The 22,435-nt window shown below is 46.9% G+C and carries 21 protein-coding genes; 3 read left to right on the forward strand and 18 right to left on the reverse strand.

Annotated elements, in window-relative coordinates:
* Positions 1 to 5: 5 nt before the first annotated feature.
* Positions 6 to 1,361 carry a signal recognition particle protein gene (gene ffh / locus M0R33_RS02105; protein ID WP_292564333.1) on the reverse strand — a complete coding sequence of 452 codons (1,356 nt, stop codon included), beginning with the start codon at positions 1,359 to 1,361 and terminating at the stop codon, positions 6 to 8.
* Positions 1,362 to 1,491: 130 nt separating this feature from the next.
* Between ffh and ccsA the strand changes: the two genes are divergently transcribed.
* Positions 1,492 to 2,292, forward strand: a complete 801-nt coding sequence (gene ccsA, locus M0R33_RS02110; RefSeq protein WP_292564335.1) for a cytochrome c biogenesis protein CcsA — start codon at positions 1,492 to 1,494, stop codon at positions 2,290 to 2,292.
* Between the two features lie 10 nt (positions 2,293 to 2,302).
* On the opposite strand, the gene M0R33_RS02115 is transcribed toward ccsA, so the two are convergent.
* The 4 genes from M0R33_RS02115 to M0R33_RS02130 all read right to left on the reverse strand — a co-directional run bounded on the left by M0R33_RS02115 (position 2,303) and on the right by M0R33_RS02130 (position 6,857).
* Positions 2,303 to 2,503 carry a hypothetical protein gene (locus tag M0R33_RS02115; RefSeq protein WP_292564338.1) on the reverse strand — a complete coding sequence of 67 codons (201 nt, stop codon included), beginning with the start codon at positions 2,501 to 2,503 and terminating at the stop codon, positions 2,303 to 2,305.
* 55 nt (positions 2,504 to 2,558) lie between these two features.
* Positions 2,559 to 5,072 (reverse strand): 6-hydroxymethylpterin diphosphokinase MptE-like protein, encoded by a 2,514-nt coding sequence (locus tag M0R33_RS02120; protein ID WP_292564341.1) that lies wholly within the window; start codon positions 5,070 to 5,072, stop codon positions 2,559 to 2,561.
* Between the two features lie 21 nt (positions 5,073 to 5,093).
* On the reverse strand, positions 5,094 to 5,948 hold the full coding sequence (locus M0R33_RS02125; protein ID WP_292564344.1) for a flagellin domain-containing protein: 855 nt from the start codon (positions 5,946 to 5,948) through the stop codon (positions 5,094 to 5,096).
* A 507-nt stretch (positions 5,949 to 6,455) separates the two neighbouring features.
* Complete coding sequence (locus M0R33_RS02130) at positions 6,456 to 6,857, reverse strand: flagellar protein FlaG (protein ID WP_292564347.1); 402 nt, start codon at positions 6,855 to 6,857, stop codon at positions 6,456 to 6,458.
* 387 nt (positions 6,858 to 7,244) lie between these two features.
* On the opposite strand from M0R33_RS02130, the gene M0R33_RS02135 reads away from it, so the two are divergent.
* Together M0R33_RS02135 and M0R33_RS02140 are read left to right on the forward strand one after the other, a co-directional pair.
* Positions 7,245 to 8,459: a hypothetical protein gene (locus tag M0R33_RS02135; RefSeq protein ID WP_292564349.1), complete on the forward strand. Its 1,215-nt coding sequence runs from the start codon at positions 7,245 to 7,247 to the stop codon at positions 8,457 to 8,459.
* A 27-nt stretch (positions 8,460 to 8,486) separates the two neighbouring features.
* Positions 8,487 to 9,590, forward strand: a complete 1,104-nt coding sequence (locus M0R33_RS02140; RefSeq protein WP_292564353.1) for a phosphoserine transaminase — start codon at positions 8,487 to 8,489, stop codon at positions 9,588 to 9,590.
* Between the two features lie 82 nt (positions 9,591 to 9,672).
* Here M0R33_RS02140 and M0R33_RS02145 read toward each other — a convergent pair whose 3' ends face one another.
* The 13 genes from M0R33_RS02145 to pseB form a co-directional block, all read right to left on the reverse strand.
* Complete coding sequence (locus tag M0R33_RS02145; protein WP_292564355.1) at positions 9,673 to 10,017, reverse strand: hypothetical protein; 345 nt, start codon at positions 10,015 to 10,017, stop codon at positions 9,673 to 9,675.
* Positions 10,004 to 10,390 (reverse strand): flagellar export chaperone FliS, encoded by a 387-nt coding sequence (gene fliS, locus M0R33_RS02150; RefSeq protein ID WP_292564358.1) that lies wholly within the window; start codon positions 10,388 to 10,390, stop codon positions 10,004 to 10,006. Before fliS ends, M0R33_RS02145 begins: the two co-directional genes overlap by 14 nt.
* A 12-nt stretch (positions 10,391 to 10,402) precedes the next feature.
* Complete coding sequence (gene fliD, locus M0R33_RS02155) at positions 10,403 to 11,818, reverse strand: flagellar filament capping protein FliD (protein ID WP_292564360.1); 1,416 nt, start codon at positions 11,816 to 11,818, stop codon at positions 10,403 to 10,405.
* 27 nt (positions 11,819 to 11,845) lie between these two features.
* Entirely contained in the window at positions 11,846 to 12,271 is a 426-nt protein-coding gene (locus M0R33_RS02160) for a flagellar protein FlaG (RefSeq protein WP_292564363.1), read from the reverse strand.
* Positions 12,272 to 12,337: 66 nt separating this feature from the next.
* Positions 12,338 to 13,186, reverse strand: a complete 849-nt coding sequence (locus M0R33_RS02165; protein ID WP_292564366.1) for a flagellin — start codon at positions 13,184 to 13,186, stop codon at positions 12,338 to 12,340.
* Between the two features lie 258 nt (positions 13,187 to 13,444).
* Positions 13,445 to 14,488 carry a pseudaminic acid synthase gene (gene pseI / locus M0R33_RS02170; protein ID WP_292564369.1) on the reverse strand — a complete coding sequence of 348 codons (1,044 nt, stop codon included), beginning with the start codon at positions 14,486 to 14,488 and terminating at the stop codon, positions 13,445 to 13,447.
* A 115-nt stretch (positions 14,489 to 14,603) separates the two neighbouring features.
* Positions 14,604 to 15,821: an ATP-grasp domain-containing protein gene (locus M0R33_RS02175; protein WP_292564372.1), complete on the reverse strand. Its 1,218-nt coding sequence runs from the start codon at positions 15,819 to 15,821 to the stop codon at positions 14,604 to 14,606.
* The gene (locus M0R33_RS02180; RefSeq protein ID WP_292564375.1) at positions 15,818 to 17,299 is read right to left on the reverse strand and encodes a phosphosulfolactate synthase; all 1,482 of its coding nucleotides are present in this window, start codon (positions 17,297 to 17,299) and stop codon (positions 15,818 to 15,820) included. The genes M0R33_RS02175 and M0R33_RS02180 overlap by 4 nt, the downstream gene beginning before the upstream one ends.
* Positions 17,300 to 17,313: 14 nt before the next feature.
* Positions 17,314 to 18,228 (reverse strand): class I SAM-dependent methyltransferase, encoded by a 915-nt coding sequence (locus M0R33_RS02185; RefSeq protein ID WP_292564378.1) that lies wholly within the window; start codon positions 18,226 to 18,228, stop codon positions 17,314 to 17,316.
* 108 nt (positions 18,229 to 18,336) lie between these two features.
* On the reverse strand, positions 18,337 to 19,374 hold the full coding sequence (gene pseG / locus M0R33_RS02190) for a UDP-2,4-diacetamido-2,4,6-trideoxy-beta-L-altropyranose hydrolase (protein WP_292564381.1): 1,038 nt from the start codon (positions 19,372 to 19,374) through the stop codon (positions 18,337 to 18,339).
* Positions 19,375 to 19,378: 4 nt separating this feature from the next.
* The gene (gene pseF / locus M0R33_RS02195) at positions 19,379 to 20,092 is read right to left on the reverse strand and encodes a pseudaminic acid cytidylyltransferase (RefSeq protein ID WP_292564384.1); all 714 of its coding nucleotides are present in this window, start codon (positions 20,090 to 20,092) and stop codon (positions 19,379 to 19,381) included.
* A 41-nt stretch (positions 20,093 to 20,133) separates the two neighbouring features.
* A complete protein-coding gene (gene pseC, locus M0R33_RS02200; protein WP_292564387.1) occupies positions 20,134 to 21,288 on the reverse strand; it encodes a UDP-4-amino-4,6-dideoxy-N-acetyl-beta-L-altrosamine transaminase in 1,155 nt (384 codons plus the stop codon).
* 15 nt (positions 21,289 to 21,303) lie between these two features.
* The gene (gene pseB / locus M0R33_RS02205; protein ID WP_292564389.1) at positions 21,304 to 22,296 is read right to left on the reverse strand and encodes a UDP-N-acetylglucosamine 4,6-dehydratase (inverting); all 993 of its coding nucleotides are present in this window, start codon (positions 22,294 to 22,296) and stop codon (positions 21,304 to 21,306) included.
* Positions 22,297 to 22,435 lie beyond the last annotated feature (139 nt).

Consider the following 22,435-nt stretch of genomic DNA (forward strand, 5'->3'; position numbering starts at 1 on the left):
AAAACTCACATTCTCATACCGCGCATATTACTTTTTAAGCCCCGCACCATATTGGCAACATTACCCTTGCTGAATTTTTTCATCATTTTCTCCATCATTTTGTGCTGCTTCAAAATGCGGTTGACATCATGCAAATCCTGACCACAACCATTGGCAATTCGCTGTTTGCGGCTGCCTTTAATCAGATCAGGAAACTTTCTTTCTTGCAGCGTCATCGAGTTAATGACTGCAATTTGTCTGGCCAAGTCCTTGTCATTCACCTTATCTTTAACTTCTTTCGGCACATTCCCCATGCCAGGCAATTTATCCAACATGGCGCCGACTCCCCCCATATTTTGCATTTGCAGCAACTGCTCTTTCAAGTCGTTTAGATCAAAACTCTTACCTTTCTGAATTTTTTTAGCCAGTTGCTCGGCTTTTTTCTTGTCTACCTTGTCTTCGATATCCTCGATCAGCGACAGCACGTCACCCATACCCAAGATACGCGACGCCAAACGGTCGGGATAAAACGGCTCCAAAGCGTCGGTCTTTTCGCCCACACCTATAAACTTGATCGGTTTGCCGGTAATGTGCCGAATCGATAACGCAGCCCCACCCCTGGCGTCGCCGTCGGCCTTGGTCAAAATTACACCGGTTAACGGCAAGGCGTCGTGGAAGGCTTTGGCAGTATTAGCCGCATCCTGACCCGTCATGCTATCAACCACAAACAAGGTCTCGATCGGCTTGATCGCGGCATGTAGCGCCTTAATCTCCGACATCATCTCCTCATCGACATGCAGACGTCCCGCGGTATCGACGATTAAAACGTCGATAAATTGACGCTTGGCAGCATCTACAGCGCGATTAACAATATCGACAGGATTTTCCGACGCATCACTTTCAAAGAAGCGCAGGCCGACATCTTCAGCCAGAGTTTGAAGCTGTTTGATAGCAGCTGGACGATAGACGTCGACGCTGACCACACCAACTTTTTTCTTTTTCTTTTCTTTTAAGTGCTTGCCTAACTTTGCCACTGTAGTGGTTTTACCAGCACCTTGCAGGCCTGCCATCAACACAATCGCCGGCGGCTGGGTGCGCAAATTCAATTCTTCGTTAGTCGACCCCATAACCCTGATCAGCTCGGCTTGCACCACCTTGATCATTGCCTGCCCAGGAGACAGACTGGATTGCACTTCCTGGCCCAAGGCCCGCTCGGTAACCTGTCCAATAAAGTCAGTCACCACCGGAAGCGCCACATCCGCTTCCAGCAACGCCATACGCACATCGCGCATCGCATCTTGAATATTTGCCTCGGTCAGACGGCCTTGGCCTTTAAGTTTTTTGAGAGTACCGCTCAGGCGGTCGGTTAAATTATCAAACATATCTGCGTCTTTGATTTTCTATAGATTGAGGCTGACACGTACTAACATGAAACAGGTTAGAACAATCCGATCGCATAGTTTAACATAAGCCTTTCGCAACGCATTTTTGATTATTTCCAACATCACAGCCATGAACAGCATTCTTGTCGGCATCCTTTCAGTTTTAAGCTACTCCATCGCCTCGATACTGATGATTAAAGAATTAATCACCCGTTGCGAACAACACCGCAATTCCATCCGTTTGGCGTGGCTGGCGGCAATATTGCACGGTGTCTATATCAGCCAGATTTTTCAGCGGTTTAACGGCTTTAATTTCAGTTTTTTTAATGCTGCCGGACTGGTGGCGCTATTCATTGTCCTTCTGTTATTAATAGCGGCATTAGATAAACCAGTCGAAAAACTAGGCACTGCCATTTTTCCATTGGCTGCAATATTGCTCGGCCTGGACATGATTTTTCCGGAAAAAAGCCACCCTATCTCCACGCAAAACTGGGAGATGACTATTCACATCCTGTCATCCATCACCGCATTCAGCCTGCTGAATATTGCCGCGCTACAAGCCATACTTTTAGCCATACAAGACCAACAACTCAGAAGTCACCACCCCAAACGTCTGATAACGGCCCTTCCCCCCTTACAAGCAATGGAAACACTGCTGTTTCAAATGATAGGCGCCGGCCTGTTTTTTTTAACCGTTTCGTTATTCAGCGGCTTTTTCTTCATTGAAGACTTATTTGCTCAGCACCTAGTACACAAAACGGTGCTCTCAATCATTGCCTGGATTATATTTTCCAGCTTATTACTTGGCAGGATGCGCTATGGATGGCGGGGAAACACAGCCATCCAATGGACATTGGTGGGATTTGTGCTGCTGCTATTGGCTTATTTTGGCAGCAAGCTGGTCCTTGAATTGATTTTGAAACGAACCTGAGGCTTTTGGCTTACGCATATACGTCAATTTTGCCTGTATCATCAACATTTCCCGCGGTCTCGATTAACTTTAACGCCGCCTCCCCTTGCATCCGCTGCACATCCTGAGCTTTTTTGATCAAGGTAATATCCAGCTCTTGCTTTGCCGTCGCCTCTTTCATCAACGCAGTCATCAAACCCGGAGCATTGCCACTCGACACTGAATCAACCATAACCTTCTCCTTTAAATTTTCATCACGAAGGTTATCGGCGAGCAATATCTAAGCTTTAATTCATTACTCTATTAGCCAACATTTGCCGCTTGATATCAATTGCAGTCTGGTAATCCGGTTTTTGCGACAAAATAAAGTCCAACATCAATTCTGCCCCCTCATAACTTTTACATTCGATATATAGCATTGCCAACTTTATTTGCGCCAGCGTATCCGAAGGAAATTGGCTCACATAGGCACTATACGTGTCGATTGCATCCAGCATATCGCCTTGCAATCTTTGTATCTCGGCATAAAAAGGCAGATAAACCGGATTTAATTTGGAAAGACAATCCAAAGCCAAGTGCACATTATGGATATCTTCGGACTCAATACCTAGCCTGGCGATACGTATCAAAGCATCTTCCAACAGAATCTCCCCTCCCTCAATAACTTTTTGATACGCACTTAGCGCCAGGTCGGCGTCATCCGCCAATTCGGCTAAATATCCGTTAATCAAGTACCGATAAGGCTCTGCAGCTTGTTGTTGCTCATGCTTGTCCAAACTTAGCAGTAAATCCTGCAGTTCTTCTGACTTTTTATGCTTGAATAAAAGCCCCGCCCGCTGTCTAACGATAGTTAAATTGCTCCTCGCTTTTATTCTGGACAAATGCCGGGTATCTTTTTGGTTAAGAACATCCGCGAATTCGCGTTCAAATTCGTCAAATAACGCTTCAGCGGCAACAGAAATCTCAAAATCGGGATGTTTGACTCGCCATGCCTTGGCGCGTCCAAAACTTTTGTCTTTCCGCCATTGCGCAAACAATACATCAAAATCAGGAGCAGATTCATTTTCTTGCTGCCTGGCAATGACCCTATGAATCGCCTCTTCGATCAATAGCGATAACTTCTTAGTCCCTTCAAAATAGGCATCGTAGTATATATTGCCGAGTTTCTTAGCTTCCTCAAAAGTCCAGTCCTCATCGTTAAAAGGCCGAACCACCTGTATAAATTGCCTAATACCGAATCGCTTCACCAATTTGGAGAAATGACGATGTTGGCGTTTAAATTTCTTTTCTATTTGGTCAAGCTTTCTTTTGTCTTTATAGTTTTCAAGCACGCCCTCGGCGTTGTACATGGTGTCATTAATTTGCCGGGCTTGTTCGGCCAATCGCTTGATAGATTCGACCTGAAACTCTGCCCGTTTCAATTCCGCTAATACATCAGTTAAATAATCGTCTTTAAAAGCATAGTCACTCACCTTGGAATCGACTATTGTCTTTGCATTGATTGAAGTTTTTTCAAGCGCTATCTCAGCTAACGGAATATATTCAACCCCGTCAATCTTGGCTGCCCCTAAAGAGCCATTAATAACTCGCCCTCCCGCCTGGACGATTCTTCGGGCCTGCAAACTCAAGGTTTTGATAGCCTGGGCGTAGTCGTTACCTGTCGGCGCCAAAAATCCGCCATTAGTTTCCACTTGCAGCGAGGTGAGGTTCAGCTTGGGTCCAACCAGCTGCTCATTACTGCCTTTGGCATGAGTAAATCCGTCCTTGGTGAAACACAGATCAACTCCGGCCAGAATAATACGTTTGAAGCCCAAGTCATGGGCCACATTCAGCGCCGCGTTAGTGACAGTAGGTCCAGCCCCGCCCAAATTCGCGACATTCAACTGCGACTGCCATGGCACACGCTGCCCCAGATAAAGCATTAAACCCTGCCATTGGTTGATTAACTTTGATGATGCATGATAGGAGCAAATAAAAACCGTTTGCTTACCAAAACGGAACATCTCCTTACTGATATCGAAACTAATCTCTTGCGGATCTACAGAAAAAACAAAATCCGGCTCAATATCAGCCGCCAACAATTGCCTAGATATTCTGGATACAGCAAAAACAACAAACCGATCTCGATGCAACCGGACCCAAGGCAACGCATCATCTAATGATGGGCCTCCCGCTAAAATTACCACGGTTTGGCCACTAAATGCATGTTGAAGCAACTTAGCCGGCAATCTGTTGTCCGCAATATTTTTTATCTGCCTATCAATGAATGCTTCCTGACCAATAGCGGTATTGTTTTCCCAGTTCAATTGCGCCAAAACTTCGACAATATTCCAGCTCAGCTCAGCGTATTCGTTTATAAAGTCATCTTGAGCACAAAAGGCATTAAAAGAACGTACCGCATTAATATAAAAGTAATCTGCTATTTTACAGTTGCGAATAGTGGACGACCATTCCTGCAAGCTAATACATAATACACGTTCATTTTGCTCGGCAAACGCAAGCAAACCATGCTCTTTCAGTGCAGTTAAAACCGACTCAGGCTCAATGAATATATATCGAGAGCCTTTGGGAATTGTTTTGTTCAGCAGGTATTTCAGCAATAAACCCGAATCCGTTCCGACAACAACATGCAAGGTATTTTCATTAAACAAAATCTCGCCAAACTTAGTTTCAAACAACGTAATTGAACTGACTTTGTCAAAATTATGACGACTTAGGTTGAATAGAAATTTATCGCCAAATGAATTAACCGTTAACGGTCCAAGTATATGCTGACTTACCAAATCGTTATTATCGTTCATGGTCCTAATTTTAATACAAAATTATTGCAATAATCGCAAAACACCTTGAGTAGACTGATTCGCCTGCGCCAACATTGCGGTACCTGCTTGTTGAAGAATCTGCGCTCTACTTAACTGGGCTGTTTCTGTAGCGAAATCGGCATCCATAATCCTTGATCGTGCAGCACTTTGATTTTCAATAGATGACTGCAGATTGGAAATAGTCGTGGTAAAACGATTTTGAATAGCGCCCAGAGTAGCACGAAAGTTATCAATTTTGGCTATGGCAACATCAATATTATTGATTGCAGACATCACATTAGAAAATGTTGCATTGCTCCCTATAGAGGCCAAACTACCAAACAATTGATTTACGCCAGACATCAATTCCAGATTAGAAATAGTGATACTGATTTGGTTATTCGCGCTAGTATTCGGCCCTACCTGAAATATTGCATTTGATAAGGAGCCATTTAGAATTTTTTTGCCGTTAAACTCGGTATTTTCAATAATTCGATGAATTTCGCTACCGAGCTGTCTAAACTCGGTCTGTAGCTTCTCGCGATCCTCGGAACTTACAGAGCCAAAGTTTGCCGCTTGGATAGCTAAGTCCCGCATTCTTTGCAAAGTTTCAGTGATGTTACCCATCCCGGCTTCAGCAGTCTGCGCCATGGAAATACCATCATTGGCATTTCGCATGGCCACCGTCATGCCCCGAATTTGAGAGGTCATCCGGTCTGCGATAGCCAATCCCGCAGCATCATCCTTTGCGCTATTAACACGCAACCCGGATGACAGTCTTTCCATGGCAGTACTGAGCGATTCATTTGTTCTGCTTAACATTCGTTGACTATTCAACGACGCAATATTGGTATTTATGACCATAGAAGATGGCATGACGGTTCTCCCGAAAAATGATAAATAGACAAGGCTTTATTGCCGCCACATCTTATAAAACACTTTTCATGCCAAAATAATTTTCTCAATTAAATCAATTGCTTAAATAAAAATAATCCAGCCTGCCAATATTTTGACAGCTTTAAATCGATCTAACCCCACCCCCTCCACGCTAGCACCGGCAGAAATTTGCCGACGAGCCAAATTTTTCCAGGTAATACCCGACCTACAATATGGAAAAAAAAGGGGGCCGCAACTGAGCGACCAGACGAATCTGATCAATCACGTCGATATACAAACAAAAAGGACGGGGAATATTATTACGGCTCAGCCTCCATTGAGACGGGCAATGTGGATGCCGGCGAAGGAAGCAGGAAAAGCCTCCATGGCGTATCCGAGACGTACTAGTCAGACACGATCCGACAGTTACCGGTTTTTGGGAGCGTAGCAGGGCTTACCGAATTCGCTATTTATTGGCTATTACTCTAAGGTTTCAATGGGTAAACATTAAGTTTTTATATTGACCAGCAATCCTTTTTGAAATCGATCAATGGACTCTTTTATCTGTATAGCTTCTGCTGAAGGGATTTGTCTAATTACCTCTTTTGTCGACTTATCAATGACCTGAATAACATGCTCGCCGCTTTTTTCATCAACCGAAAAAATCAGATCGGAATTAAACATGCGTTGAAGCTTTTCTGAAATATGCTTCAATTCATCACTATTCAAATTAGAGTCCGTAGAGCCCGTATCTTTTTTTGGCGTTGATTCTGCAGCCTGCTTAACTTCATCATTTTTTGTTTTAGTAGCCGCCCCATCTTTTGGTAGCGCAGAAACGGGTGCGGTAGGCGCCAGCCCCTCGAGCTGATGGGAAACAATATTGATATTGCCTATATTACTAATATTCATAATGACCTCCTTACGCGAGATTGTCGAATAGGCAAAACCTTCTGTAGAAGGCCAATAAAATATTGCCATAAAAACAACCAGTTACCTAAAATATGCGTAGAACTTATTGTTAATAACAACCATACATTTTTGACAGGATCAAATATGTAAAGCTTATCCGCCCAACGAACATACAGCTCCCCTGCAGATAATCCAAAAGCACCTCATATCATGGAATTAACAGAGCTATGACCTGTGGTTTTGACTATACTATCACCTGTAATGGAATTAGGTAGTTTGCTGCAAGCTATTTTCATCCCCAATTAATTGCCGGTGCAACTTAGCGCTCACTAGCCAGACAACCGCAATGAAATCTCCACAATATCCAGACCTTTGGTTCTCTTTTTTATGGCTCAGTTTGACAACGAATTCATAGGCCTTGCACCTTTTTTGCGAATGAGTATCAATGGAGACGACTTAAGGTCTACCTGCCAGGATTTGCTCACTAAGGCCGCCGACCACCCTGAAAACCCGAATTTGTGGATGAATTTGGCCACGGCTATGTTATGTATTGAACAGCGGGATATTGGTCTATCGATTCAGTCTCAGGCACTGGAAATGAGCCGCATATACCATCTTGCCGCTTCAATTCAGCCCGTTAAGTTACGCCTATTGATGCTAATGGTACCCGGCGACCTGGCCGCTAATACGCCACTCGACTGTTTATTAGAAAACGCAGATATAGATTTAATTTATTATTATCTCTCGCCCGGAGATCCTCTAGCCGAACCAATTCCCGAACATGATGTACTGATGGTCGCCTTTAGTGAACTGGAAGAAAATAATCTTCTGATCGAGACACTAGCTCAAAAACTGCGAGACTGGCCGCACCCGGTCATCAATGCACCCAGGTACATTCCGAGCACAAGACGCGATACTGCGAGCCAACTTCTGCGGGATATTCCCGGCCTTTTCATCCCCTCGACGCATAGAGTGTCGCGCGCAAACCTCATGTCGGTTGCAAACGCGGAACTAACCGTTTCCGAATTGATTACCAACCATGACTTTCCCATAATCCTGCGTCCTCTCGATTCTCACGCTGGACGCGATCTGGTCAAAATCGAAAATACAGCGGAAATTGCGGAGTATCTTTCCCGAGTTGAAGATGCGACATTCTTCCTGTCAAAATTTATCGATTACAGCGGACAAGACGGCCAATTCAGGAAATTCAGAATCGCGATTGTCGATGGAATCCCCCTTGCTTGTCATATGGCGATTTCATCACACTGGATGATTCACTACGTTAATGCAGGCATGTACGAAGATTCTGCTAAGCGCAACGAGGAGCGACTGTTTATGGAAAACTTCGACGGCTTCACGCAGCGACACGCAACCCCCTTAAATGAGGTTCATCAGCGCACGGGATTGGATTATCTATGTATCGATTGCGCGGAAACCACCTCCGGCGAGTTACTGATTTTCGAAATTGACCACGCCATGATCGTGCATGCCATGGATAATGACGAGCTTTTCCCTCATAAACGCATCCACATGGAAAAGGTATCGTCGGCATTTCGCGATTATTTGCTCCGACTAGCCGCTAGAGAAATCGCTTCAAACTGAAGCCATAATGGAATCAAACTCTGCACAATGAATTTACAAAATAGCCTGAATTTTTCCGGGGGGCCAGGCGCCTTACCGGAAAATGTTTTATCACAGCTTAGCGAAGAAATCATTAAAGTACCCGGATTAGGCATTTCAGTCCTTGGGATTAGCCACCGTTCCGAATGGTTTGCCGAGGTCATATCCGAACTTGAAGACAATATTCGGGCATTACTTGGCTTGAACGACAAATATCATGTGCTTATGCTTCAAGGCGGTGCTACGCAACAATTCTCCATGGTCCCAATGACCCTTTTGAGAGGAAAATCAACGGCAGCAGAATATATACAGACCGGCTACTGGAGCGGCAAAGCCATCCCGGAAGCCAAACTCGAAGGACCGATCCGAATAGTTTGGAGTGGCGACTCAACAAGTTTTAAACGCTTACCCACTGATGATGAGCTATGTTTTTCCCCAGATGCACCCTATATGCATTACATTTCCAACGAAACCGTAGAAGGGCTTCAGTTTCAGCGAGTACTTGGTCGTAACGATGTCCCCCGGATATGCGACATGTCGTCGGATTTTCTTTCCAAACCCTGTGAATTTGAGCGCTTTTCCCTAATCTATGCGCACGCTCAGAAAAATATTGGCCCGGCAGGCATAACCGTGGTGGTAGTACGCGATGATCTGATCGAACATTCATCCGGCAAACTCCCAAGCTTTCTCGACTATAAAACCCAGGCAAAAGCGCATTCGAACTTTAACACTCCCCCTGTTTTTGCAATATATGCGGTATTACTGGTCACTCGCTGGCTGCTTAACGACATCGGTGGCTTAAAGTATATGGATCAAATCAATCGGCGGAAAGCGGAATTGCTCTACGGCCTGATAGACGAAAGTGACGGATTCTTCCAAGGACGAGCCAACACTGCCGACCGCTCCTTAATGAATGTGGTATTCAAGCTTCCCAAGCCCGAACTGGAGAGGCGCTTTATAACGGAATCGCAGGCAGCGGGATTTTCAGGACTATCCGGCCACAGAGCGATTGGCGGTCTGCGCGCATCTATCTATAATGCCGTCACAATAGCCGCTGTTGAAGAACTAATGAACTTTATGGATGTTTTTTGGCGTAAATCCGTACGGAGCTAATGTCGCAAAAAGGCATTTCCCAAGTCTTTATAAGTTATTTATGAAAGGCTTTACTTTCCAGAAAAATGCTGATTAAGAATACTTAATTATTTAATGAGTAGGTTTGCACTGCCCGACGTCCTCTATCAAGAGACAATTGCTGCTGGGCAATGATGTTTTTTTGCGCTTCGACTCGTGATTGAATCAGCAGATCTTGTTGCAAGATCAATTCCGCCAACTGCTTAAGAAACGTCCGATATTGCTTCGGAACCGCAGGAGAAAATAGCTGAACAAGATAGGCATGCCTAGCCTCGATAACAATAGCCAACATTTTCCATGCGGAATGCTCGATACATGATTCTATTTTCTCCGAATAAGTATTCAATATGGTGTTTTGCAACTCAATCCAATTCGGATCAGCCGCGCTTGAATATTCAGGCAATTGCATCCCAAGCTTCCTTGATATCCCTCATTAGGACTGCGACTTCATCAAGCTTTGCCTCACTATTCTCATAACTGGCCTGAACTAACTGAGCGTTAATATAACCGTACAATTGATGCAAATTGGCAGCCAAATCGCCACCCTGCTCTAAATCCAACGCTTCGTTCAACCCCCCAACGATACCAATGGCTCTGGAAATAAAAACGCTTTTCGCTTCCAAATCACCATGTGCCATGGCGCCTTTTGCCGAATTGATTCTAGCCAGAAACCCTTCCATCAACATTTGAATCAGCCGATGGGGCGAGTCCTCGCCTATCCCGCCAACATTATGCACATCAGTATAATGTTGAGCTCGATTTTTATATGCGGGAGAATACATGAGAGATTCCTCTTAATTTTTACTAATCCAGTTACTTAAAAAAGTACTGGTAGTATTTAACGTTCCAACCGTAACATCCATTGCCGTGAATTGTCTCAACAGCATGGCCTGATAATTCGCCTGCCGATCTTGAACGTTGAGTTTTTGATCGCTCAGTGCCGATATCTGTTTTTTCAACGAATTCTGGCGCGTCTCCAAAGAGCCGCCTGACTGTAAAAAAAGCTTCAACCGACTATCCATACGGGTTGAAACACCATCAGCCGACGAAAAGACATCGCTGACTGACTGAATATCCGACTTGAGAGCCTCTGTAAGTTTGGCACTGTCCAATGACATGACGCCATCCCTATTAATACTGATACCTATCATCGCCAAGGAATTGTAATTACCCGACGCCGAAGAAACATTAGCAGTTGCGGCTTGTCTGATTTGGGCTGCAACCAAACGCAAAGTCGAGTCGCCAAGCAGCGCTCCATTACCCGTCCCGCTGCCATCGGTGGCCCCACCAAATTTCCCAAGACTTTTAGTGGTGGATTTTAATTTATTGTATCCGTCCACAAACCCTTGCACGGTTGTCTTGATTGCTTCCTCGTCAAGACTAATTTGTACATCAACTGTTTCACCGACATTTGAACCTTGAAGATCAAGGTTTACACCCGGCAAAACATCGGTGATCAGATTACTGCTACGCGTTGCAGTTTGTTGATCGACCTTAATAATTGCGTCCAAAGGGTCGCTTAAGGACTGAAGACTGCCAGAAAAAAAACTGGATATCCCTAATGAATCGGTATTATTTCCATCATCATCGTTTCCGCTGACCGTAAAGCCGTTTTTAGTGCCTACATCCTTAGCGGTTAACACCAATTTTGATACCGTTTTTCCATTATCAGGATCATTTGGCCCTGTCGAAACATGATCGACATTAACAATACTGGCAGTAACAAAATTATTTCCGGCTGCTTGATTTATAGCATCCCGCAAGCCCTGCAGAGTAGTGGTATTGTCGGTTGTTACGCTAAAAGAAGCACCGTCCGGCCTATCAAACGTTAGGGTTCCGCTACCAATCGACGCGGAAGAATTACTGAATTCCGGCGCAGCAATCGACTTTTGAGCCTTGGCAAGCTGCACCACTTCAACTGCATACGAACCCGCAACAGCCCCACTGGCAGCTGTAGCCTTTAAAACTGACTCATCTGAAGAGGTTGTTTTAAAGGTTTTAAACAGGTTGCCGTCCTTCAATTTAGCTACGATCGAACTAAAATCAGACAACCCACTTTTTAAAGTACCCAGACCACTTAGTAAGGTATTGGCAGCACTAGTCTTTCGGCTAATAGCATTTAAAGCCGGCTGGGCCTCAGCAGTTGCCAGCTGAGTAACAAGACTCTGAATATCTATACCGGAGCCTATTCCAGTTGAAGATACTATCATTTCGCTCCCCTTACCTTTTCGGTGACTTTAAGCACGATCCTGAAGCATGGAACCGTGCTGCCCATCCAGTTCCTGCATACGTCTTATAAAGTCCAGCGTTTCCTCCGCGGGTATTTGCCTAACCACCTCGCCGCTATCGCTGTCGACAATCTTAACCACAACTTCCTTCGTAGCATCATCCACTTCAAACTGCAGATTACGCTTCGCTTCCTGAAATATACTATTACCTTTATCAACTGCCTGCTTTACAGCACCCAAAGTAGCATCCGCTTTAGTCTTTTCACTTTGTGCATCAGCAGAAATCTGTGGATCGGCCTGAGCAGCCGCAGACTCTTGTGACTGAACCTTTTGAGTTACTCCCGACGGATTGGCATTTTGCAGATCTTGCTTGCTGTTAGAATTCACAACAGTCACGGGAGATAGCTTCAACACATTTGAAATCTCGCTACTCATGACGCTCACCTTATACTGATCATATAAAAACGGAAGGTCACGCGTACCGTAACCCTCCTAGCTTGTCTATCTAAGCAAACTAAGCACTGATTGCGTTGATTGGTTTGCCTGTGCCAACATCGCCGTTCCCGCTTGTTGCAATATTTGCGACCGACTCAAGTTGGATGTTTCAACTGCGAAATCGGCATCCAATATTCTCGAACGAGCCGCACTTTGGTTTTCGATGGATGATTGCAGATTACCAATTGTGGTTGTAAACCGGTTTTGCACGGCACCCAATGTAGCACGGAAATCATCAATTTTAGCAATCGCAGTGTCTATAGTATTAATAGCGGACAACACATCAGCAGAAGCGGCGCCACTACCAATGGAGACTCCTCCCGCTGCGATTGCACTGATACCGGAAACGCCTTGTAAATCTGAAACGGTAATCGAAATTTGGTTATTGACCGAAGTACCCGCGCCCACTTGAAATATCGCACCGACCAAGCTGCCATTGAGGATTTTCTTACCATTGAACTCGGTGTTCTCTATGATACGGTTGATCTCATCCCCGAGTTGTTTAAATTCGGTTTGCAGTTTTTGACGATCAGAGTCGGATACAGCGCCTCTGTTAGCCGCTTGCACACCCAAGTCACGCATACGTTGCAGAGTCTCGGTAATTGAGCCCATCGCGCTTTCCGCAGTTTGCGCCATCGAAATACCGTCATTCGCATTACGCATGGCCACAGTCATGCCGCGAACTTGAGATGTCATTCTATCCGCAATCGCTAAACCCGCGGCATCGTCTTTTGCAGAGTTTACTCGCAAACCTGAAGACAACCTCTCCATCGAGGTTCTTAACGACATATTCGTTCTATCTAGCATACGTTGGCTATTCAACGATGCAATATTTGTATTGATTACCATTGCCATGATGTCACCCTCCACACTGTTTGAGACTTACAACATCCTAAACAGTGCATTTCTTGATTGATTAAAGAAGATTTATTTAACTCAACCTATTTATCGTCTGTAGCAAGGAATACTTTAAATTTTTTTTGTCCTCGACCGCGCGCCTATACCACATCGCCGATCAAAAATAAAAAAAACCAATTAAAACAACTATTTGCCGAGCAATTTCGCGCAATATTTAGCTCGTATCACGGCAAATCAACTGCGTTGAGGGCAACGTTATTCAAAGATATCCCACGTCAACGGTGTGCCCTTCTTCACAGTTTTTGATACTTTACGGCCTAAAAGCAGCTCATAGAATTTCGGTGGCAGCCCATGCCCCGGCCGAATGCGCCGCATATTTAATGGCGTAAGCACATCGCCAGGCGCCAAGTCTTCGGCAACGTACAGAGAACGGCGACGCATACGCGCTTTTTCCTCGGCCTCGGTCGGACCGTATTTGACGCTACCTAAAGCTTGCCAAGCGCGCGCGGTTTCCGCGACCAAACCCGCAAATTCATTCGGCTCCAGCGAAAAAGCAGCGTCAACCCCGCCTTCAGCCCGGTCAAGCGTAAAATGCTTTTCAATCACGGTCGCACCAAACGCTACCGCTGCTACTGCCGCACCGATTCCCAAAGTATGGTCGGAAAGCCCCACTTCACAGTCGAACAACTCCCTCATATGAGCAATGGTGCGTAAATTGGTATTTGCGGGGGAGGCAGGATATGTACTGGTACATTTAAACAAAACCAGTTCCTTACACCCAGCCTGACGAGCCGTATCGACAGCTTCGGCAATTTCAGAGATTGTCGCCATGCCGGTCGAGATTAAAAGCGGTTTTCCCGTCCCGGCAGCTTTACGAATCAACGGCAGGTCCACACATTCGAAAGAGGCAATTTTGTAGCAAGGTACATCCAATGTCTCAAGAAAATCCACTGCCGTTTCATCGAAAGGCGAACTAAAACAATACAGGCCATGCTGCTTTGCCCGGGCCATGATGGGCGCATGCCACTCCCAAGGGGTGTGGGCTTGTTGATAAAGCGAATGCAGTGCTTGCCCCTTCCAGAGAGAACTGCTGTCGCTGATTATGAAATCACCCTCGGTTATATCCAGCGTCATAGTGTCCGCAGTATAAGTTTGCAACTTAATAGCATGAGCGCCGGCATTAGCTGCGGCATCGACAATCGCCAATGCCCGCTCCAGAGATTGGTTATGATTGCCGGACATCTCCGCAATAATAAACGGCGGCTGTTCTTTACCTATGGCTTGATTAGAAATATGCATTCACTATCCACATGGATGTAGTACAAACAAGGCGTTACCACGCTTAATAATTTAGGTACCCGGCTATTCATCGAACAGCAGACAATCGCCGGATTTTCACCGTTTGTTGATCCGCTCATGTATCAACAAATTGAATACTAATTTTAGACAGCGCGGCAGCACTATTTCGGCGCGCCTCGTCCCTATCTTGGCCTTGGGCAATTATTGCGCCGAATCGGGCGGCGGAACTATTCAGGGATGGCAAAAGCCGCCCTATCCCAGCATTAATATCTACCAACAAGATACCCGGCGAATTTTTTGCATTCCCAGTGCCCACGATATCGGCAACCGGTCTGTTTATGATCGGATAATCCAGCTCGGTCATAAATCGAACCGATAATGCAGGAACGGGATCGACTCCGACACAGTCATTCAGCGAAAAAACACAACCCATAGCGAGTTTAATTGCCACGTCTATCATATCGATACCCGACATATACAACCCCACTTCCCGCATAAAACCGCCGGGTATTCGAGCGGCAATTTCGATTACCTGAGCGCCATTATTGCCGACGACCACCTGAGGATAGGCGATGCCGTTCTTCAGGCCAATCGCCTTAATGGCTAAAATCGAAGCCGCTTTGACGGCACTAGCTTGCTGAGCCGAAATATCAGGAGGAAACACATGCTCTACCGCTATACCAAAATGAGGCGAAGCCGCCGTAACCCGGTTCGAAAGCGACAGGACGGTTATCTGTCCCGCCACAACCGCAGCGGTAACATTGATTTCCGGCCCGGCATAAAACGTTTCGACAATGGCGTAACCATCCGTTGAATATTTAATCGCCTCATCAAAGCACTGACAAAGCACAGACCAATCGCCTATTTTTTCAACACCGCGCTGACCAGATGAGTTACTGGGCTTGATCACAAGCGGGTAACCAAATTGATTGGCGAAGTTTTCGGCTTCGACCAAGGTTTTTACCGCCTCGCTGACCGGACTGGGCACACCAAATTCTTTAAAAGCAGCGCGCATGGCATTTTTATTGGTCGCTTTAAGCGCGGTTTCTTCCGACATAGCCGGCAAACCCAGTATGCGGGCTATCTTGGCAACAATAGGCACGGCCACTTCGGAACCCAGCGTCATAATGCCGTGGATTTGATATTGCCTGGCAACATGTAAATTACCGTCGAAATCGGCCGTACTCACCACCTCGGAGTAATCGGCATATGCAAAGCCCGGCGCCTGCTGATTGATATCCGTAACTACCGTTGCATACCCCAGTTTTCGGGCATTGATGATAGCAGGCACTTGTTCACGGCCGGCGCCTATGATCATTAACTTTTGTTTCATAGAAACATTTCAGGGTTATATTTGATCAGCCGCTTGCCATCGAAAATAGGCACGGCTGCGGATATATCGATTCTCGAACAAAAAACCACATCATCCATATAACCCAACGACACCAAGTTAAGGCCGCTATCGCTCTCGAGAAAATCCTTCTCCAACTCGCTACTATAATAAGGTTCCAACACACCGCGGGGCGTCACGTTGCCGATTTTTTTCATGATTTCGGTTACGGCAGCCCTGTCTTCAATTGCCGGCTGATTGTTTCGACCGGCGGCAAGCAGTGTGATGCTTTTTCCCAATTTAGCCGCAATCTCAATAGCTGCCTGAGCCACCGCAGTACAGTTCGTCAGCGCGCCAACCAAAACCACACTATCATTTCCGGTGGCGCTCATGATGCATTCGGTGCCATTAGTGGTGGATATGACCACAGACATACCCTTTACATTTTCGGAGCCGATTAAAACAGGACTATTTCCGTAGTCCGCATTGGGTAACTTAGAGCCGCCACGCTCGCCAATTGTGACTTCGCCGACCAAATCGGTGGCGCTGGTGACGGGAATCACTTCCATAGCACCCTTGGCGATGCACTGCTCAATGGTGGTGCTGGCCCGCAAGGCATCCACCACCACTACCACATCGCCTCTTCTTTGCGCCCTAATCGCACCGCCGACCCCCAATTCCAGAAACACTCTGCGACTGTCCTTACAAAAGTCTCTAAAGGTATCCGCTCTCAGGCCTCGCCGCATGGATTCCAGGCTTAACACGTCGAACGGCGATACATTGCCGATATTGACGTTGGAGCCAATATTCTGCAGCAACCAAACTTGCTGCTCCTTGGTTGGCGCTTCCCACAACACACTATCCGGATCGACATTGCGAAACAGTTCGTAAGCTAATTCGGAGTTAATTCGGCCGTCAGAATTAAAGATACCCACCGTGCCGGACTCTCTGGCTTCCATAATGACCTTGCTGACACCGCTTTGAATATCCTGCTTAATTTCTTCGACCCTATGCCTGTATGTCATTTTCCGGTCTTCTTCGGGTAATTTTTTCCCGACTTCCGAAATCGTGTAAAATCCTTTGGCAACCGCCTTTTTAATAATATTTTGTTTGTCGCTTAGCGTCATGGTCGGGTGGATGCCGTTAGAAACCTCTATCGCATTGAAACCCAACTCTTTTAATAAATCGAACATCATATCGACATCGGCAAATTCGAATATCGACTCTATAAAAGTCCCTCCGGGGCACACGTTAATTCCCGCATCCCGATAAGTTTTTATTTTCTTGATCAAAACGTCGCCGGGATATAAGGCGCATGTACCCCAGCCCAACTTAATGGTGTCTATATAGTCTGCCGCGGTTTCGACCAAATCAATCGCAGCATGGATACCTAACGATTTATCCAACACCATGGTCAATCCGGTGCTTCTGGGTTTTGTAGAACCTTGGGGCAGCCCCAGCTTATTTAAGATTTCATTCATGGCATATGCTTAGGTTATAAAATTAACTTTTTATGGAAAAACCCAATTAAATTGCGGCCCAGCCCGAGTTCTGCAAACGACTCATACAATTTAAGGGCTTTATCGATCGATATATCATGAATAAGATTTTCAACCCGCATTCTGGCTTTATGCACCGACTTGCCCGCACCGGGGTGCATCACGTAATTTGTGTTTTCATTCAAAAGGGCCAAATCGATGGGATAATCGCAAAGCAGTTTAAACTGCGCATAACCCGCTTCATCGCATATATTCATTAATCCTTCGGCATTGAAATAGGAAATATGATCCGGCTTTACCACCCAGAAGGGTTTATCGATACAGCCTAACCGCATCAGTTCCAACTGCAGCATTGAAAAATCATTCGGAACCTCGATAATTAATACGCCCTTTTTCGCCAACAAATGATGCATTTTTTGCAAAACCGCCAGCGGCTCCAACACATGCTCTAAAATATTGTCCAGCAAGATCAGCTCAAAACTCACACCATCCGCGACGAGTCTATCGATAGAAGCGCCAATATCGCCGATAAGCAGTTTTTCCAACATATCAGGATTATGCATGGAACATCCGTAACTGCTGTAATCCAGACCCGACGCATCCCAACCGGCCTCGGTAAAGTAACTCATGGCAAAACCTTCGCCCGCGCCGACATCCAGAAATTTCTTCGCCCCCTTTCCAGGCGAATTTTCTATAAATTGCTTGGCAACGCAGGCCTTTTGTTCTAGCTTTTTCCGCTTCCATAACAAATCATCGGCACTATATGCATGCTGATGCATTTGAATCGATTGTTGATAATATTTGTTCGCGTAATAATCTTTCAGCTCAGCTTCGGACGGCTTTGAAGCCAACTCATGGAAACCATATTGATTTTTTTCAATGCCGCATGCACTTAAATTTAAACTAGTCATGATGAAAATTTACTGAGTTAACTAAAATTTATTCGTCCAAGCACGCCAAGAAAACACAACCCGTCTTTTTGTTTTACAACCGCGTATCCTGTCGGCAGACCGTAAAATCTATTCCGTACTAACCATCTCTATAACTTTGCTCGCCAATCGTTGCGCACCTTTACCGTCAACCAGCTCGGCTGCTTTTACGGCCATGTCACGCCTAAGTGCATCGGCGGCAGCCAATTTCGATACCGCAAGCCTCAGCCGCTCGGCATCGACTTCGTGCAAGGAACCCAGGAAAAGCGCCGCACCGGCGTTTGCCCAAGCCTTGGCCGGTCGAATCTGGTTATCGGCAATGGCGATCAAAACCATAGGCAATCTGCAAACGGCCGCCTCGTAAATACTGGTACCCCCCGCCATAACCGCCAGATCGCAACCCGCCATTACTGTCGCGACGTTATCGGGATTAATCAATAACGATACCCGCCCCTGACCATGCGTCTCAATCCAGCCGGCTAATTGCGGATTGCGTGGATTATGCCCACCCGAAATCACTACAAAGTGCCAATTAACCGGCGCATTTTTGATTAATGTCGATAATGCAAATTCAATGCCACCCCTATCATCACCGCCGCCGAACGCCACTAAAACCCGTTCGATAACACGACCCGCCGCGCGCAATGCCGCCGGCGGAAATTCGGCACGCATAACGGCATACCCTGGACCCAGCAACAATTGCGCAGCTGGCTTATTAAGTACCTCGGCATAATCCTCGGCGCGTACGGCCGGATTGGCATTGACCACTAAATCGGCCCATAACGGTTTTTCGGCAGTCCCGTCGAACTGCAACCAATGTAAGCCGGAAGCATTCAGAACATGCTGATAGTCTGCATCGACCCGGTAATCATCCAGCACCGCAAAGCGGCCCTGTTTATCCCTGGCAATCGCTACCAGTTGAGCCGCATCCTGCGCCGAAGAGGTCCATGTTTCAACCTCAATCCAATCCTCAATAAATACCGCATCTTGCGCATTGGCGTAAGCTTTCGGAGGGCCTACCATTACACAGGCCTCGCCTTGCCTTTTCAGCTCTTGAGCCAAGGCCCGGCAGCGGACCAGATGTCCCAGACCAACCTCCGGGCTGGCGTTACAGCGAAAAATGATCACTAAATTACCGGCTTAATTCCTGGGCCAAGGCTAAATCTCCCCAGGCTCTAAACATCAGCTCGGCACGCAGCCAGTCGTCTTCGGTATCGATATCCTGCACCTGAAAATGCGGCAGAACCAGAGGAGCGGCATGTTCCGAAAAAGTCGGAATACCGTTAATAATCGCCGAAGTCTTCGCCCAGTAAAATTGTCCGGCATCGTGATAGGCGGGTAACAAATCTTGCGAACGCGTCATTAAATGCTCGGGCTGAAACATGGCCACTCCATTGGTTTCAGTGATGCGTAGCGCCCGTTGAATCGGATAAGGAAAACCGGTCACCGTGAAGGCTAGCGCCTTTTGGGTTTCGTTTAGTAATGCCAACCCATTACTCAAATCCGTGGCCTTAATAAACGGCGCCGTGGCATAAATCGTACAGATGAAGGCTATATCGCCGTACTCGGCCATCGCCCATTCCAATGCATGTTTGGTAACCGCGCGAGTGCCGACATAATCGTTGGATAACGCCACCGGCCGCATAAACGGTACTTCCGCACCCCATGTTTTCGCCACCTCGGCAATTTCGGCATCGTCGGTGGAAACGATAATGTGCTCGAACAACCCGCAAGCCCGCGCTGCATCTATCGACCAAGCAATCATGGGCTTTCCACAAAAATCCTTGATATTTTTACGCGGGATGCGTTTGCTGCCGCCGCGGGCGGGAATTACGGCTATTTTCACTCATTCTCCCTTTTGATAAATGTGGGGCCGGGCATGCATTTCTATAAACTCGACCGTAATGCTGCGATGACTTGCAACTGCTGCGATTCGGACAAATCTGGATAAAGCGGCAGGGTAATCGCCTCCGCATAATAGTGTTCGGCTTGCGGATAATCGCCCTGTTTAAAACCGCGTTGTTGGTAGTAGGGCTGTAGATGTACCGGGATGTAATGCAGATTGACGCCTATTTCTGCGTCGCGCAAGCGGCAAAAAACCTCGCGATGCGACTTTTTCCAATCGCCGAGCGGCAAACGGATCACAAACAGATGCAGGGCCGAATAACAGTCAACCGGCTGACTTTGCACGACTATCGGCAAACCGGCCAGATTTTGCCGGTAAAACTCGGCCAGTTGCTGGCGGCGGCCGACAAAAGCATCCACACGGCTCAGCTGGCTTAAACCTAGCGCGGCCTGAATATCGGTCATACGATAATTAAAGCCCAGTTCGATTTGCTGGTAATACCAGGGGCCATCGGCCGCATGAGTCATTTCCGCCGCTTCACGGGTAATACCGTGGCTGCGCAACAAAGCCATATGCCTGGCCAGATCAGGATCGTTAGTCAAGGCCAGGCCGCCTTCGCCCGTGGTGATGATTTTGACTGGATGAAAGCTGAAGACGCTAATGTCGGAATAGCGGCAATTGCCGATCGGCTGATCCCGGTATTTACCGCCGATAGCGTGAGAAGCGTCTTCTATGATGCGAAAACCGTAGCGCTTACTCAATTGGTATATCGCCTGCATATCGCAGGACAACCCACATAAATGCACCGGAATAATCACCTTGGGCAAGCGACCGCTTTGCTCGGCGCAATGCAATTTTTCCTCCAAGGCCTGCACGCTGAGATTGAACGTCAGGGGATCGATATCGACAAAATCGACTTCCGCACCGCAATACAAGGCACAATTGGCGCTGGCCACAAACGTGATGGGGCTGGTCCAGACGTAATCGCCGCCCTGCACCCCTAACGCCAGACAAGCCAGATGCAGCGCGGAAGTAGCACTATTGACCGCCACGGCATAGCCGGCACCGCAATAAGCGGAAACGGCATTTTCGAATGCCGGCACGGCGGGCCCCTGGGTTAGAAAATCGGACTTTAATACCTCGACGACGGCCTGAATATCGGCTGCGGAAATCTGTTGCCGTCCGTAAGGAATCATGACGATCTGCGCGGCTTAGGCATCGGCCACGAAGTTATCTATCAAGGTACGCAATTCGTCCACGCCGAGAAAATGCTCATTACTGCCGCTATCGTAGCGAAAACCCGGCTCGACTTTTTGCGCGTTGGTGCGGGCGCAATAATTTTTCATATTGTATTTGGCACCCGCCGGCAAAATCGCGAAATAAGGCCCTAAATCCACCGTATTGAAACTGTCGCTTTCGGTGATCATTTCCTCATGAATTTTTTCGCCGGGCCGCACCCCAATGATTTTATGTTCGCATTCAGGGCCTATGGCCATGGCCAGATCGGTAATCCGGTAAGACGGAATTTTGGGCACCAGCACTTCGCCGCCCCAGGCATTCTCTATCGCCCACAACACCATTTCCACCCCTTCCGGCAGACTGATATTGAAGCGGGTCATCTCCGGATCAGTGATGGGCAACACGCTGCTTTTTTTACGCTGTTCCAGAAAAAACGGAATTACTGAACCTCGGCTGCCCATTACATTGCCGTAGCGCACCACGCTAAAGCGAATATCCCGCGAACCGGCAATATTATTGGCCGCCACGAACAGCTTGTCCGAACATAATTTGGTAGCCCCATACAAATTGATCGGCGCGGCCGCCTTATCGGTAGACAAGGCCACCACCCGCTGCACGCCGGTATCCAGGCAGGCTTCTATCAGATTCTGCGCACCCAGCACATTGGTTTTAATGCATTCGAACGGATTGTATTCCGCCGCCGGCACCTGCTTCAGCGCGGCGGCGTGTATGACCACATCGATATCTTCCAAGCCACGTTTCAGCCGGCTCTGATCCCGGACATCGCCCAGGAAATAGCGCATGCACTTTTGATTGAACAGCTGGCGCATTTCATATTGCTTAAGCTCGTCCCTGGAAAAAATCACCAGTCTTTTTGGGCTATAGCGTTCCAGGATCAACTGGGTGCATTTTTTACCGAACGATCCGGTGCCGCCGGTTATCAATATGTTTTTTCCGTTTAACATGCGCTGGATTGTACCTTTTCGTTTTCAAACCATTTTAACAAGCAACCGTCCCAACACGACTTACAAACCTAAGGCCGGAATACGCAAACCAAGCTTCTTTTACAAATATGTTAACACCTGAATTCGGCAAAATAGCTTT

The sequence above is a fragment of the Methylomonas sp. genome (assembly GCF_023228165.1).
Taxonomy (GTDB): domain Bacteria; phylum Pseudomonadota; class Gammaproteobacteria; order Methylococcales; family Methylomonadaceae; genus Methylomonas.

Coding starts and splice junctions, on each gene's coding strand:
- ffh (WP_292564333.1), bottom strand. CDS start 1,361: ATGTTTGATAATTTAACCGACCGCCTGAGCGGTACTCTCAAAAAACTT.
- ccsA (WP_292564335.1), top strand. CDS start 1,492: ATGAACAGCATTCTTGTCGGCATCCTTTCAGTTTTAAGCTACTCCATC.
- M0R33_RS02115 (WP_292564338.1), bottom strand. CDS start 2,503: ATGGTTGATTCAGTGTCGAGTGGCAATGCTCCGGGTTTGATGACTGCG.
- M0R33_RS02120 (WP_292564341.1), bottom strand. CDS start 5,072: ATGAACGATAATAACGATTTGGTAAGTCAGCATATACTTGGACCGTTA.
- M0R33_RS02125 (WP_292564344.1), bottom strand. CDS start 5,948: ATGCCATCTTCTATGGTCATAAATACCAATATTGCGTCGTTGAATAGT.
- M0R33_RS02130 (WP_292564347.1), bottom strand. CDS start 6,857: ATGAATATTAGTAATATAGGCAATATCAATATTGTTTCCCATCAGCTC.
- M0R33_RS02135 (WP_292564349.1), top strand. CDS start 7,245: ATGGCTCAGTTTGACAACGAATTCATAGGCCTTGCACCTTTTTTGCGA.
- M0R33_RS02140 (WP_292564353.1), top strand. CDS start 8,487: ATGAATTTACAAAATAGCCTGAATTTTTCCGGGGGGCCAGGCGCCTTA.
- M0R33_RS02145 (WP_292564355.1), bottom strand. CDS start 10,017: ATGCAATTGCCTGAATATTCAAGCGCGGCTGATCCGAATTGGATTGAG.
- fliS (WP_292564358.1), bottom strand. CDS start 10,390: ATGTATTCTCCCGCATATAAAAATCGAGCTCAACATTATACTGATGTG.
- fliD (WP_292564360.1), bottom strand. CDS start 11,818: ATGATAGTATCTTCAACTGGAATAGGCTCCGGTATAGATATTCAGAGT.
- M0R33_RS02160 (WP_292564363.1), bottom strand. CDS start 12,271: ATGAGTAGCGAGATTTCAAATGTGTTGAAGCTATCTCCCGTGACTGTT.
- M0R33_RS02165 (WP_292564366.1), bottom strand. CDS start 13,186: ATGGCAATGGTAATCAATACAAATATTGCATCGTTGAATAGCCAACGT.
- pseI (WP_292564369.1), bottom strand. CDS start 14,488: ATGCATATTTCTAATCAAGCCATAGGTAAAGAACAGCCGCCGTTTATT.
- M0R33_RS02175 (WP_292564372.1), bottom strand. CDS start 15,821: ATGAAACAAAAGTTAATGATCATAGGCGCCGGCCGTGAACAAGTGCCT.
- M0R33_RS02180 (WP_292564375.1), bottom strand. CDS start 17,299: ATGAATGAAATCTTAAATAAGCTGGGGCTGCCCCAAGGTTCTACAAAA.
- M0R33_RS02185 (WP_292564378.1), bottom strand. CDS start 18,228: ATGACTAGTTTAAATTTAAGTGCATGCGGCATTGAAAAAAATCAATAT.
- pseC (WP_292564387.1), bottom strand. CDS start 21,288: ATGATTCCTTACGGACGGCAACAGATTTCCGCAGCCGATATTCAGGCC.
- pseB (WP_292564389.1), bottom strand. CDS start 22,296: ATGTTAAACGGAAAAAACATATTGATAACCGGCGGCACCGGATCGTTC.